Origin of the sequence: Paraburkholderia sp. Ac-20342 (assembly GCF_017104985.1) — a bacterium.
GTDB lineage: Bacteria > Pseudomonadota > Gammaproteobacteria > Burkholderiales > Burkholderiaceae > Paraburkholderia.
Genome location: NZ_JAAGPQ010000010.1, coordinates 127,529 through 139,360, shown reverse-complemented (window position 1 = coordinate 139,360; position 11,832 = coordinate 127,529). Strand labels below are relative to the sequence as shown.

Annotated in this window: 14 protein-coding genes; 9 read left to right on the top strand and 5 right to left on the bottom strand. The window is 63.1% G+C overall.

Translation table 11 applies throughout. From position 1 onward, the window contains the following. From G3N58_RS06205 to G3N58_RS06185, 5 genes are all read right to left on the bottom strand, one after another. On the bottom strand, positions 1-1,769 hold a 1,769-nt coding region (locus tag G3N58_RS06205; protein WP_205998768.1), incomplete at its 3' end, for a type II and III secretion system protein family protein. Between the two features lie 100 nt (positions 1,770-1,869). Further along, positions 1,870-2,694, bottom strand: coding sequence for a Flp pilus assembly protein CpaB (cpaB, locus tag G3N58_RS06200; protein WP_167042669.1), 825 nt, complete (start codon positions 2,692-2,694; stop codon positions 1,870-1,872). 35 nt (positions 2,695-2,729) lie between these two features. After that, on the bottom strand, positions 2,730-3,272 hold the full coding sequence (locus G3N58_RS06195; protein WP_167042671.1) for a prepilin peptidase: 543 nt from the start codon (positions 3,270-3,272) through the stop codon (positions 2,730-2,732). Between the two features lie 139 nt (positions 3,273-3,411). After that, positions 3,412-3,582, bottom strand: a complete 171-nt coding sequence (locus G3N58_RS06190; RefSeq protein WP_167283753.1) for a Flp family type IVb pilin — start codon at positions 3,580-3,582, stop codon at positions 3,412-3,414. 94 nt (positions 3,583-3,676) lie between these two features. Continuing rightward, on the bottom strand, positions 3,677-3,910 hold the full coding sequence (locus G3N58_RS06185; protein ID WP_167283752.1) for a hypothetical protein: 234 nt from the start codon (positions 3,908-3,910) through the stop codon (positions 3,677-3,679). Positions 3,911-4,502: 592 nt separating this feature from the next. On the opposite strand from G3N58_RS06185, the gene G3N58_RS06180 reads away from it, so the two are divergent. From G3N58_RS06180 to G3N58_RS06140, 9 genes are all read left to right on the top strand, one after another. Further along, positions 4,503-5,792 carry a glycosyltransferase family 87 protein gene (locus tag G3N58_RS06180; protein ID WP_241017009.1) on the top strand — a complete coding sequence of 430 codons (1,290 nt, stop codon included), beginning with the start codon at positions 4,503-4,505 and terminating at the stop codon, positions 5,790-5,792. A gap of 13 nt (positions 5,793-5,805) precedes the next feature. Next, complete coding sequence (locus tag G3N58_RS06175; protein ID WP_205998767.1) at positions 5,806-6,867, top strand: glycosyltransferase family 2 protein; 1,062 nt, start codon at positions 5,806-5,808, stop codon at positions 6,865-6,867. A 14-nt stretch (positions 6,868-6,881) separates the two neighbouring features. Next, positions 6,882-7,634 carry a class I SAM-dependent methyltransferase gene (locus tag G3N58_RS06170; protein WP_205998766.1) on the top strand — a complete coding sequence of 251 codons (753 nt, stop codon included), beginning with the start codon at positions 6,882-6,884 and terminating at the stop codon, positions 7,632-7,634. Positions 7,635-7,946: 312 nt separating this feature from the next. Continuing rightward, positions 7,947-8,348 carry a hypothetical protein gene (locus tag G3N58_RS06165; RefSeq protein ID WP_167042681.1) on the top strand — a complete coding sequence of 134 codons (402 nt, stop codon included), beginning with the start codon at positions 7,947-7,949 and terminating at the stop codon, positions 8,346-8,348. A gap of 271 nt (positions 8,349-8,619) precedes the next feature. After that, positions 8,620-9,201, top strand: coding sequence for a PAAR domain-containing protein (locus tag G3N58_RS06160; RefSeq protein ID WP_167042683.1), 582 nt, complete (start codon positions 8,620-8,622; stop codon positions 9,199-9,201). 4 nt (positions 9,202-9,205) lie between these two features. Beyond that, a complete protein-coding gene (locus tag G3N58_RS06155; protein WP_167283749.1) occupies positions 9,206-9,997 on the top strand; it encodes a hypothetical protein in 792 nt (263 codons plus the stop codon). A 14-nt stretch (positions 9,998-10,011) separates the two neighbouring features. Further along, positions 10,012-10,236, top strand: coding sequence for a hypothetical protein (locus tag G3N58_RS06150; protein WP_205998765.1), 225 nt, complete (start codon positions 10,012-10,014; stop codon positions 10,234-10,236). A 357-nt stretch (positions 10,237-10,593) separates the two neighbouring features. After that, on the top strand, positions 10,594-11,073 hold the full coding sequence (locus G3N58_RS06145; RefSeq protein ID WP_205998764.1) for a hypothetical protein: 480 nt from the start codon (positions 10,594-10,596) through the stop codon (positions 11,071-11,073). An 11-nt stretch (positions 11,074-11,084) separates the two neighbouring features. After that, positions 11,085-11,825, top strand: a complete 741-nt coding sequence (locus G3N58_RS06140) for a hypothetical protein (RefSeq protein WP_167042689.1) — start codon at positions 11,085-11,087, stop codon at positions 11,823-11,825. Positions 11,826-11,832 lie beyond the last annotated feature (7 nt).

The following is an 11,832-nucleotide window of genomic DNA, read 5'->3' as shown; positions in this document are numbered from 1 at the left end:
CGCGGCAGCAAGGCCGCCGGTGCGGTCGTCGCCCCTTGCGCCGGAGCGGGGGCCGGTGCCGCCGGTTGCATTTGCGCCGCCGGTTGCGCTTGCGGCTCGGCTTGCGGCGCTGCCGGTGGCGTCCCTTGCGGTGCATTCGGGTTCGGCGTCGTTGCAGCCTTGGTCTGGGCTGCCGGCCGGCGGCCTTCCATGTTGCCGGTCGCGTAGACCATCGCGTCGGACGTCTGCGCGAAGCTGTCGGTCGGCAGCGGAATGTCTCCCGGCGGCAGCGGCTTCACGAGATGCACAGTGATGATGAAGACCAGTTCGGTGCGATCCTGCTGGAACGACGTGCTGCGAAACAGCGTGCCGAGCACCGGCAATTCGCCGATGCCGGGCAGCGCTTTCAGCGCGCCGGTGACGTTGTTCTGGATCAGGCCGCCGATCGCGAAGCTCTCGCCGTCGTTCATCTGCACCGTCGTCGACGCGCGGCGTGTCGTGATGAGCGGCAGGATCGCCGTGCCGCTGGTGCCGGTCGCCGTTACGGTGACGCCGGTCGGCGACAGCTCCGACACTTCCGGCGCGACCTTCAGGTTGACGCGGCTGCCCGCGAGCACGGTCGGCGTGAACTTGAGGCCGACGCCGAACTCTTCTTCCTGCAGCGTGATCGTCGAGCCGCCCGTGCCGTTGCTTTGCGGCACCGGAATGAACACGCGTCCGCCCGCGAGGAACGAGGCTTCCTGGCCGCTCAGCGTGACGAGGTTCGGCTCGGCGAGAATCTTGCCGAGGCTGTCGCTCTTCTGCGCGTCGAGCGCCAGATTGAACGGCTTGTTGTTCGCCTTGCTGAGCAGCACGCCGTTGCCGACGCCCGCGAGCAGCGAGCTCACGATCGCGCCGGTCCACGAACCGAAACCGCCCTGGATATTGACCGCCGAGCCGAGCTGGTTGAGCAGCGTCTTCGACACTTCGGCGACCTTCACTTCGAGCATCACCTGCTGCGGCGAATCGACTGTCATCATGTTGATGACTTCGGATCCCTTACTGACGCTCGTGCTCTGCTGCGAGATCGAGCCGCCGTTGCCGAAGCTCGCGGTGCTGGCCTGCTGTTGCTGCGTGGGCTGGGCGCCCGCGTAGGCGCTCGCGATGCCCATCGCCTGCTGCGCGGCCTGCGAGCTCGACACGCGGCCCGCGAGCACGAGGTTGCCGGCCGCGCTCGATACGCGAATGCCGTGCTCGTTCGGCAACAGTTGCGAGAGCGTGCGCTGCAAACCTTCCGCATCGACGCTGACGCTCACGTCGATGATCTGGCACGAGCCGCTGCGTCCCTGCACGATCATGTTGGTCGTGCCCACCGCCATGCCGACCACGTAAAGCGTGCGCGGCGAGACGAGCGTGGCCTCGGCCACCACCGGGTTGCCGAGCGTGCGATTGCGCGCCGGTTCGGCGAGCGGCACGAGAACCGATTTGCCAACGGGCACCGATACGTTCGACTCGTCGCGAATCTCGCCGGTGCAATTCGGCCCCGTGAGTTGCGCGGAAGCCACCGCCTTGCCGCTCGCCATCGCGCTCGGAATCGCCGCATTGCTGACGAGCATCGGCACGGCTCCGCGGCCGACCGGCAGAGGCGGGCTCTGCATGCCCCAGCCCGGCATCTGGCCGCCGGGCATGTTCTGCGCGGCACAATCCTGCATGGCCGCGAGGCCGGTGCACAGCGCCGCGGCGAGCATCGTGCCGCCGAGCGCGCGACAGCGCAGGCCGCTGCCGGATAAGAAGCGTTGTTCTGTTTTCATGTTGCTGCCCCCGTCGCTCGAAGTGTGTGGATCGAGACGTTCCTGACTGCCTTTGTTATTCAGGTCGCGGCGCTTCGTCAGCCGGCGCGCCGCAGCCGCCCTAGAAACATTCGACACTGCCCGTCACGCCCGACAGCACGCCGATGCAGTTGCGCTTCGGCGCCGGACGCGCGACATAGTGCGTACGCACCGTCGGCACCGGCTCGGGCGCCGGCGCCGACGCCGGCATGTCGAGCAGCGAGAGCTTGGTCGCGCCTTCGGTGCTCGCGGTCTGCTTGTCGACCTGGTTGCGCAGCACCAGCGACAAAGTGCCGACGCTGCGCGCAAGGTCGAGCTTCTCGGCCTGCTCGGGCGTGACTTCGAGCGTCACCGCGTTGACCACCTTCGGCGCGGTGTCGTCGCGGCTCACCTGCTGCGCGACCGCCAATACGAGGATCTTTTCGAGCACGATCTTCGAAATGCTTTGCTGCGCGTCGGCCTTGCCCGCTTCCTGCGTATTGACGATCACGTCAACGTAGTTGCCCGGCAGGGCGAAGCCCGCCACGCCGACCACGTCGTTCACGCGCACCGTGATCGCCCGATGCCCCGCGCCGATGACCGCCGACAGGCCGCCTTTCGTGCCCTGCGGCGCGAGCTTCGATTCGAGCACCGGCTCGCCGGGCGCGAGACTCGTCAACAGCACGCGCCCGTCGAGCGCCTTGCCGTCGGCGAACGCGCCGGGCGGCACGCTCGCACTGGGCCAGCTGACCATGCGGATCAGGTTCGGGTTGAGCGGCTGGCCGAGACTGATGTCGCCCGAGGCGACCGCCACCGGCGTCACCGCGCCCGAGGACGTCTGCAACAACCATCGCGACGCAAAACTCACGGCTGCGAGGCCCGCCAGCACGGCGATCGTCAGCATGACTAAAGCACGACTGTTTTTCATGGCAACACTCCTGCATGGTTCATGGAGACGCCTGGCTAGACCGCGGCCGCGAACAGCATCCCGAGGGTTCCCGCCGCAATGGCGACGCCGTATGGAATCGCACCGACCGAGATGGATTCCGCCGTATTCAGATTCGACTGCCGCAGCGACGCCAAAAACCCGCCACTCGTTAGCTGCCGCAGATTGACGAGCAGGCGCGCAAAGCGGCCTGTGTACAACGCGAACGCCAGTGACCAGATGCCACCGATCAGAAACGTCGCGACCACGATGCGCCAGGTCAGCGCCGCGCCGACCCACGCACCGATCGTCAGCATCAGCTTGACGTCGCCGGCAGCCATGCCGCGCAGCAGATAGAACGGCAGCAGCAGCGCGAAACCGCAGGCGGCGCCGGCGAGCCATTCGAGCGGACCGGCGAGCGGGCCGTGAAGCCAGGTCTGCACGGCCAGCGCGGCGGCGAGGCCGAGCGCGATCACGCGGTTCGGAATCCGCCGCGCCGTGATGTCCGTGCTGGCGCTCACGATCACCAGCGCGATCACGCAGAGCGGCACGGGATGCGGCGGCAAGGGTGGCAGCGTCATGATGGCCTCGCTATCGTTAGTCAGTGAGTCAACCCGTGCCGCCGATGCGGCAGGATTGGAAATGAGGAGCCCAGGTCCGTGCTGGGCAATCGCACGGCGGCGACGGACGAATCGGAGCGTTCGTCCGTCGGCACCGGGCTTATACCGACGAAGCGAGATTGCCGAAAATCGTTTTCAGGTTCGTACCGAGCGTCGTGACGCCGCCGATGATCCCGAGTGCGATCAGGCCGGCAATCAGGCCATATTCGATGGCCGTCACGCCGTCTTCGTCACGAACAAAACGGACTGCTTGAGCGATAACGTTCTTCATGATTGACTCCCTTTGGATGTCTAATTAAAAGCCCCTGGCCGGAATTGGCGCGAGGGAAAGCACTACGGGCACTGCGGAAAAAACGAACGGCAGGCTAGCTTCGCCGCCCATGCCTCGTCATTTGCGCGCTGGCACGCACAAGCGAGACACCGGGCAAGACGAACCGGGAAGAACGGGAGAATTGGAGCGCGCTGCGCGCGCCGCCGGTGCGCAGGCGCAGCCAGCGGACAAACCGATGCGCCGTGGCCGCGAGCCGCCGGTGCAGCATCGGCGCATGGCCCGTGCTGCCGTGATGGCGCTCGCTCAGTCGCGTGAGCTGGTTGTTCATACTTCCCCCGTACTGTGTATTTTTCGGTGTCGGCTCGAGGCCCGCACTCGTGCCACACCTATCGCAAGGACGGGGCCAGCTACGCACGAATGCAGCAAACATGCGGGTCCGCGCCGGATGCCGTCGCGTACGCCACCGAAATCGCGTCCTGAATGTGCTGATTCCGCAACATTTCTCGCACCGCGCCGGACACTTCGCTTTCCGCGTAGAGGCCCGTCAATTGGAGCTCGGGATTTTTTTCCTGGGACTTTCCCTGGTTCGGTAAAAACGAAATTGACCGCGAAAACGGCCCTCGCCAAAGGGAGCGTCTGTCCGAAGCGTCTCATCGACGAGACGCGTTGGTGGGCTAGCGCACATTAAGGCGGCCGATTCGGCCACTTTTTGCCGACATTGGCAGCGCACGGCGCCCACGCTCGAAAACGCGAGCTTGAAAGTAGGACCGATTTCCGCCAACAATAAGTTGACCGGTTCAGTGCAAAACGACACGTTCTTCATTCGATGTCGCACGCTGACGATTAGGAATCTGAATCAACAAACAGAAAGACCGGAAGGTCCTCGCGGCCTTATCCGGATCACACGGGGATCGGGGATCATGTACGTTTCTCAGCAATTGCGCATGCGCGGCGCCGAAGACCAGGTGCGTCATTGGCTCACGCCCGAGCGCATCGTCTTTTACAGCGGCTCGATGGTCGTGGGGTATGTCGTCCTCATGTCGTTGTGGTTCTTCTGGAGCCACGGCTTCACCGATCATGAATTCGCCCATCCGGGTTTCGATTTTTCGATTTTCTGGTCTGCTTCATACGGACTGCTGCACGGCTCGGCGGCGCAGGTCTACGACCATGCTTCGTTCGACCGCATCCAGCAGACGCTCTTTCCGGACATCGGTCGCGGCAGCCTGATGCCGTGGCTCTATCCGCCGACGTTCCTCGTGCTCATCTCGCCGCTTGCGTTGCTGCCGACGCTCGTCATGTACTTCGTGTTCGTCGGCCTCGGGGTGACGGTGTTTACGGCCGGCACGCTGCGCGTCTCCGGACTCGCCGACAGCTTCAGAGGCTCGCGCTTCGCATGGTTCGTCGTCGCGGCGCTGCCATGCGTGTTCGTGCCGGCCGCATTCGGCCAGAACTCGCTGCTCACCGCGAGCTTCGCCGCGTTCGCGCTTTACCTGATGCGCCGTCATCCGCTGCGCGCGGGGCTCTGCATCGGCCTGCTGGCGATCAAGCCGCAAATGGCCGTGCTGTTTCCGCTCGTGCTGATCGCCGCGCGCGCATGGCGCACGCTGGCCGCCGCCGCGTTCAGCGCGGCGCTGTTCGGCGCGCTGAGCGTGCTCGTCTGCGGCACGCAGTCGGTGCGGCTCTTTCTCGTCAACACGGCACTCGCGCGCGAGACGCTGCTCGAACAATGCAGAGGCTATTGGCTTGCGTCGCCGACCACGTTCGCGGTACTGCGCGAAAGCGGCGTGCCGGTTGCCGTGGCCTATGCGGCGGAAGCCGGTGTTGCACTGATCGCCGCGGCCGCCGCGTGGCGGGTATGGAGAAACACGCACGACATCCGCCTGCGCGCGGCCAGCTTCACAGTCGCCACGCTGATCGCGAATCCGTACGTGTGGCACTACGAACTGGCGTGGCTCGGTATCGCGATCGTCTGCCTGAGCGCGCTTGGTCTCGACCGAGGATGGCTGCGCGGCGAGCAAAGCGTGATCGCGCTCGCCTGGCTGCTGCCGGCCTATGAATTCTTCAACCGCACGGCCGGGATGCCGCAGTTCGGACCGATCGTTCTGCTGCTGATGCTGTTGATGATCGTGCGTCGCGTGCGCATCGAGGGGGACCGCGGCGATGACAACGCCGCCCTCGCCTACGCACCCGCGCTCAAAACAATTCGCTAAACGGGGAAACGCCATGTCAACCCACGCCAACAAACCACTGATCTCGCTCGTTGTGCCGTTCTACAACGAGCAGGCCGCCGTCGAGCGCTTCTTCGCCGCGGTCGTGCCGGTGCTCGAATCGATCGAGGGCACGCGCTTCGAGATCGTCTGCATCAACGACGGCAGCAGCGACGCCACGCTCGATCATCTGATCGCGGCAAACAGCCGCGACCGGCGCATTCGCGTGATCGACCTTACGCGCAACTTCGGCAAGGAAGCAGCGCTGACCGCCGGCATCGACGAAGCGTTCGGCGACGCGGTGATTCCGATCGACGCCGATCTGCAGGACCCGCCGAGCCTGATTCCGGTGATGGTCGAGCACTGGCGCGCGGGCGCCGAAGTGGTAGCCGCGAAGCGCACCAACCGCCTGTGCGATACGTTCGCGAAACGCACGGCGGCCGCGCTCTACTATCGCGTGCACAACGCGCTCTCGGAAGTGAAGCTGCCCGAGAACGTCGGCGATTTCCGCCTGATCGACCGCCAGGTCGTCAACGCGCTGCGCAACCTTCCCGAGCGGCGCCGCTTCATGAAGGGCCTGTTCGCGTGGGTCGGCTATCGGACTGTCATCGTCGAATACGAACGCGAACCGCGCAGCGCCGGACATTCGAAGTTCTCCGGCTGGCGGCTGTGGAATTTCGCGCTCGAAGGCATCACGAGTTTCAGCACCGTGCCGCTGCGCAGCTGGACTTATATCGGCCTGTCGATCGCGACGCTCGCGTTCCTCTACGGCGGCTACATCATTGGCCACACGCTGTGGTCGGGCAACCCGGTGCCGGGCTATGCCTCGACGATCTCGCTGATGCTGTTCATGGGCGGCATCGAGCTGATCGGCATCGGCGTGATCGGCGAATATATCGGCCGCATTTACTACGAGTCGAAAGAGCGGCCCGTGTATCTCGTGCGGCGCCGCTATCAGGCGAAGAGCAAAGTCTCCGTGCTGCCGACCGTGCGCCACGACGCGCGCGCGCCGCACCTCGCGCGCGTCGAGCTCATGCGCAGGCGGACCGCGCCGCGCGTGCGCGTCGCCGGTCATTGAACGAGGAGAACATCATGTCCCCGGACGCCTACCTCGAAATGGCCGCGACCGAAGCCGAGCACTGGTGGTTTCGCGCGCGGCGCGACGTGCTGCGAACGATGCTCGAACGGCTCGCGTTGCCACGCGGCGCGCGCGTGCTCGAAGTCGGCTCCGGCACCGGCGGCAACCTCGATATGCTGGCCGGCTTCGGCACCGTGAGCGGCCTCGAAATGGACCCGACCGCGCGCGCGTTGAGCGCGCGTAAAACCGGCGGCCACTTCGACATTCGCGCGAGCCGCTGTCCCGACGACGTGCCGTTCGGCCGCGAGCGCTTCGAGCTAATCTGCTTTTTCGATTGCCTCGAACACATTGCCGATGACGTCGGCGCGCTCGCAGGCATAGAGCGCCTGTTGACACCGGGCGGCCGCATCGTCGTGACGGTGCCCGCGGGTCCGGGGCTATGGAGCGCGCACGACGTATATCTGCATCATCACCGCCGCTATAGCCGCGACTCGCTGATGCGTTGCGCGGCCGACGCCGGCTATGAAGTCGAGCGCATCACCTACTTCAACACGCTACTCTATCCGCTCGCGGTGGCCGCGCGCTGGGCCGACCGGCTGCTGCGCCGCGAGCGCTCGACCGGCGATGCGATTCCACCGCGAGTGCTCAACGATGTGCTCTATCGGATCTTCAGCGCCGAGCGGCATTGGCTCGCACATGGGCCGTTGCCTTATGGGGTGTCGTTGCTTGCGGTTTTGCGTAGGCGGGGGGATGTGGTGAGGGGATAGGTTCGAATGCGTGAAGCCGCTGTGCTTCGATCTGAGGCAAGCCACGCAAATCGACACTGACCCAGTACGTTATGCTCGCCAAGTCGTGTAGACACCGCGACTCTGGATTGGCGTCCGGAAAAGGAATAGGCGGGCAACCGCCGATTGGCGGTTTTTTTACGCCCGCATCAAGCGCTCCAATGGCCGGGCCTTGGTGGGGGAGCGCTTGCGCTCGCCGGTTTCCTATTCACCGGTACGCCAACCTTGCCATGTGCCCGGCCACCCCGATTGGCGTCGGGGAGCCGGGTATCCAACCCGAATAGGAGGTGCATCTTGCGCCAGTTCCCCACTTGCCCCGAGCAAACCCGATCCCTGTTATCGGTTACCGACACTACCATCCGGTACGAACGCGAAGCACTCGAACAGCGACGTGCCGAACTCGTTTGCGCACTCGCCGCCGCCGAACAATCCATCAAGACTTTTCTGCCGGGTTCGCTCGAACATGGCAAGGCGCATGCACGCGTGGCCCGGCTGCAAAACGAATTGAGGCTCATCAAGGGCAAATCTGGAGTCGTCAAGAAACATCACGATCTTGGCGATCTTCTTATCGCAGTATGCCGCGAGCGGGCAACGCCTTCTGAATGGAAGTGCATCGTCGCAGAGGCCAGGCGGCGGCACGGGGTTCATGAACCAGTCTACCGACAGACCGAAACGACCCAAAGTAATTCAGAATAAATTTCTACAGAGGTGCGCCGAATACCTGATTTTCCGGCGCGCCCATCTTTTCAGTCTCTCTCCCCTTCGATCTTGCAAGCTATCAAGCCGAGCGAAAAAAACGCTCGGTTCTCCAAGCATTTTCAGAATTCTCCGATTGTGTGACGGCATACGGCTCAGGCAGCGTTCTATAGGCCGTTACGTCGCTGTTTGAGCGACGACTTTCTTGCAACAGGGAGATACTCGACGGACACATCATCGAATGTCAAAAATTAATTGCTGGAGTACATGCATGAAGAGAAGCTATCTGAAAATCGGAGATAAGTCGTCTGCTGGTGGTACTGTCGTTGAGGGCATCCCGTTGATGACCCACCATGGAACAGAACTGACCTTTATTGGAGCGGCCGTGACATGCCCAGCATGTAAATCCACGGGGCAGATTGTGGCTAAAGGTCCTCGCTGGCCTGGCAACTGGATGGGCAAGCAGGCCGCACTGGAGGGTGACATCTGTTCGTGTAAGTGCCATCCCTCGCCTGTGATGCTTGCTTCTCAGTCAAACATGGCGATGAACTTCGAATCGCACGAACTGGCGAGCATATACCTTGGATCCTCGAGCAACTCGTTGGCAGATGAAGCGACAAACGGGCATTGGATTCGCTTCGCTCTGCACGACAGAGATAGTTGTGAGGGCTTGCGCTGCCGCGCTTACTTTTCTGATGGATCGGTGGAAAACGGGGTGTTCGATTCCAAAAACAAGATCTATTTCACCAGACCCAATGCCTCGCCTTGCCAGAAGGTTGAGGTTGTGCTCGATTCCAATAAGAGTTCGGGGCAGTCGGTGATGGGTAGTTTGTTGCAGGCGATGATGGGGTGATGATATGGCTCAGAATAATGCTCAGGCTATAGTAAGCGGCTCGTTTCACACTCAACAGACTCACGACATCAGGAGCGGGATTCTGGAAGCTGCGATTGCGAACTATGAGGCAATCGCGACCACCTTTGCGGCCAATGCCGTCTCTGATGACAAGGTGCGTCAGCAGTATGTGAAACACATCGAGGAGATCTCAGACCAGGTGCGCCAGGAAGTTGCTGATGGCAGCATGACGGTAAAGGAAGGCGCCGAGTATTGCAGTGACTTGCGAGACAAGCTTTTTGTTGAGTATCGCAAGTACACTTCTGCGGTGGGTGTAGCGAAAGCGGAAAAGCTCAAGCTCACGGCAAGGGGGTTTGACTATTACCTGAACAGGTATGCCCAGGCTCAGTTCGGAAAGAATTTTGATGCTCTGACTACGAAAGAGCGCAACGCCGTCTATTACACTGTGCTCAGGAAGGCGGGTGGCGGCAATGCTGATGTCACGACCAAGGTACGCAAGCTTCGGATCAGTGCTCGGATAGCAATCCTGTTCACTGCGGTTCTGGCAACGGGTGAAATTATCGCAGCCAGAGACAGGGTTAAGGAAGTCGCTCGACAAGGCAGCATCATCGCGAGCGGCATGATTGGCGGTGGACTTGCAGGCTTTGCCGTGTCCTTCGTGTGCGGTCCTGCTGAACCCGCGTGCGCGGTGGCGCTCGTTTATATTGGCAGTAACCTCGGCGGAATGGCCGGCGAAGCCGCAAACGACATCTATCAGGAAGAACGACTCGTCTTCACGCATTGGGCAACCGAATAAGCCAAGACTTCGACATGTCACCCCCCGTTTTCCTGCTGTTACTCGTGCTGATTGTGGGTTCGGCCGGCATCATCATCGTCAATCTGACAGGCGATCCCGGCATTGACTATTGGGACCTCGACGGTGAAAACGAGCCCCCTGTCTCCAGGCTCGACGTGCTCAGAAAGAAACCGGTTCTCTATGGCGCGGGTGTCGTGCTGATTGGAGCCTTCATCGCATATCTGATGCTTCGCCAGTAAGAGTCCCCCGCCTGACATCACCACGCACGCCCCTTGCGTGACTTTCCGATTCGACCGCTTGCCCACATAGCTTGTCGGGGGCAGCGCACGCCATTGACCGTTAGTTGCATTAAATGAAAGCACAAACACCCCTATCTACCCTACACCCATCCAATTAAATGAGAATGATTTGCATTAACAAGAAATTTGCCCCATGATTCCACCCATGGCCATGCCACCGACAACCCACCGAATAAAACCCGACGCGCTTGCCGCGTCGGCGCCGAACCGTCGCCTGCGCGTTACGCCGGCCTGCGACGCGGCATCGTCCAACCCGGCCGGCGCGACTTTCTGGACTGCGTCCATTCAGGAGCATCGATGAACTTCCGCTATCAATACAGCAGCCGCCCCGAACTGGTCGACGATCATCCGAACGAGACCGCCTGCACGCCCGATCACACCGTGCTTAGCGCCGTGCGCACATGGCTGCGGCCGACCTGCGAGTCCGTGCGCGGCAGCCGGCATTGGCACGACATCCTCAGCGACGCCGGCTTGCGCAAGGAAGGCATCGAGCATTTTGATCTGCTGATGCGCTCGCTGATGCGCGCCTCCTATCGTCCGCTCGACATGCGTTGCCGCTGCGCGACCGAACTCGGCAAGGACGAGGCCGTGATCCTGCAAGCCATCGCGCTGCTGCAAAAGACCCATAGCGGCGCCGCGTTGCGCATGCTGAACGAGTGGCTGCCCGCGCCTTCGGCCAGCGGCGTGCTGAAGCTGCTGCGCTGGTTCGCGATCGACCTGCTCGACGCCGGCGTCGAACTCGACGTGCAGGCGCGCCGCGTCACCTATATGCATTGAGGACGCGATCGATGCTCATGTCACCGGAAGCGGACCTTGCGGTTGCCGCGCGTCCGTCCATCGCACCCGCCTTCGCACCCTGTCCGCTGAGCCGCCACTTTCCGCGCCATGCCGTCATCCCGTCGGCGGGCGAACTGCTGCTGTGGCGCTTTCGTTGCGAATGGTTGCCGGTGTCCGTGCAGGAAGGCGACTCGTGGCTGTCGAAGTCGGAACGCGAGCGCGCGCGGATGCATCCGAACGCGGCGCTGCGCAAGCGCTTCATCAGCGCGCGCGTGGTGGCGCGCTGGATCGTCGCGCATCTGTTCGAGTGCAAGCCGCGCGACGTCGAATTGCATGACGACGGCGACGACAAGCTGCGCGCGCATCATCCACGCGACGGGCGCGGCATCGTCGTCGATATCGTGTATGGCGGTATCTGGATCGTGATCGGCCTCGCGAAGACGGCGCTCGGCCTGAGCGTCGTGGTGCCCGCGCCTCGCCCGACGCTCGACGCCTCGCCCGCAGGACTGCACCGGCTCGCGCGCTACGCCAGCCTGCGCAGCGCACTGCGCGATACGTCGATCGTTGTCGAGCCGAATCTGCTTTCCGGCGAGACGGCGAGCGTCGCACTCGATCTCGCGCATCACGGCGAGTGGCACGTACACGATCTGCCGATGGGCGGCCAGGTGCGCGCGGCGGTCGCGGTCGCGCAACCGGTGACCAAAGCGTGGCTGATCGGCTGGCCGAAGGGAACGACGCAACCCGCCGCCTAACGCACGC

What these genes read in the sequence shown, in the direction of transcription:
- cpaB (WP_167042669.1), bottom strand. Translation starts at nt 2,694, where the DNA reads ATGAAAAACAGTCGTGCTTTAGTCATGCTGACGATCGCCGTGCTGGCG.
- G3N58_RS06195 (WP_167042671.1), bottom strand. Translation starts at nt 3,272, where the DNA reads ATGACGCTGCCACCCTTGCCGCCGCATCCCGTGCCGCTCTGCGTGATC.
- G3N58_RS06190 (WP_167283753.1), bottom strand. Translation starts at nt 3,582, where the DNA reads ATGAAGAACGTTATCGCTCAAGCAGTCCGTTTTGTTCGTGACGAAGAC.
- G3N58_RS06185 (WP_167283752.1), bottom strand. Translation starts at nt 3,910, where the DNA reads ATGAACAACCAGCTCACGCGACTGAGCGAGCGCCATCACGGCAGCACG.
- G3N58_RS06180 (WP_241017009.1), top strand. Translation starts at nt 4,503, where the DNA reads ATGTACGTTTCTCAGCAATTGCGCATGCGCGGCGCCGAAGACCAGGTG.
- G3N58_RS06175 (WP_205998767.1), top strand. Translation starts at nt 5,806, where the DNA reads ATGTCAACCCACGCCAACAAACCACTGATCTCGCTCGTTGTGCCGTTC.
- G3N58_RS06170 (WP_205998766.1), top strand. Translation starts at nt 6,882, where the DNA reads ATGTCCCCGGACGCCTACCTCGAAATGGCCGCGACCGAAGCCGAGCAC.
- G3N58_RS06160 (WP_167042683.1), top strand. Translation starts at nt 8,620, where the DNA reads ATGAAGAGAAGCTATCTGAAAATCGGAGATAAGTCGTCTGCTGGTGGT.
- G3N58_RS06155 (WP_167283749.1), top strand. Translation starts at nt 9,206, where the DNA reads ATGGCTCAGAATAATGCTCAGGCTATAGTAAGCGGCTCGTTTCACACT.
- G3N58_RS06150 (WP_205998765.1), top strand. Translation starts at nt 10,012, where the DNA reads ATGTCACCCCCCGTTTTCCTGCTGTTACTCGTGCTGATTGTGGGTTCG.
- G3N58_RS06145 (WP_205998764.1), top strand. Translation starts at nt 10,594, where the DNA reads ATGAACTTCCGCTATCAATACAGCAGCCGCCCCGAACTGGTCGACGAT.
- G3N58_RS06140 (WP_167042689.1), top strand. Translation starts at nt 11,085, where the DNA reads ATGCTCATGTCACCGGAAGCGGACCTTGCGGTTGCCGCGCGTCCGTCC.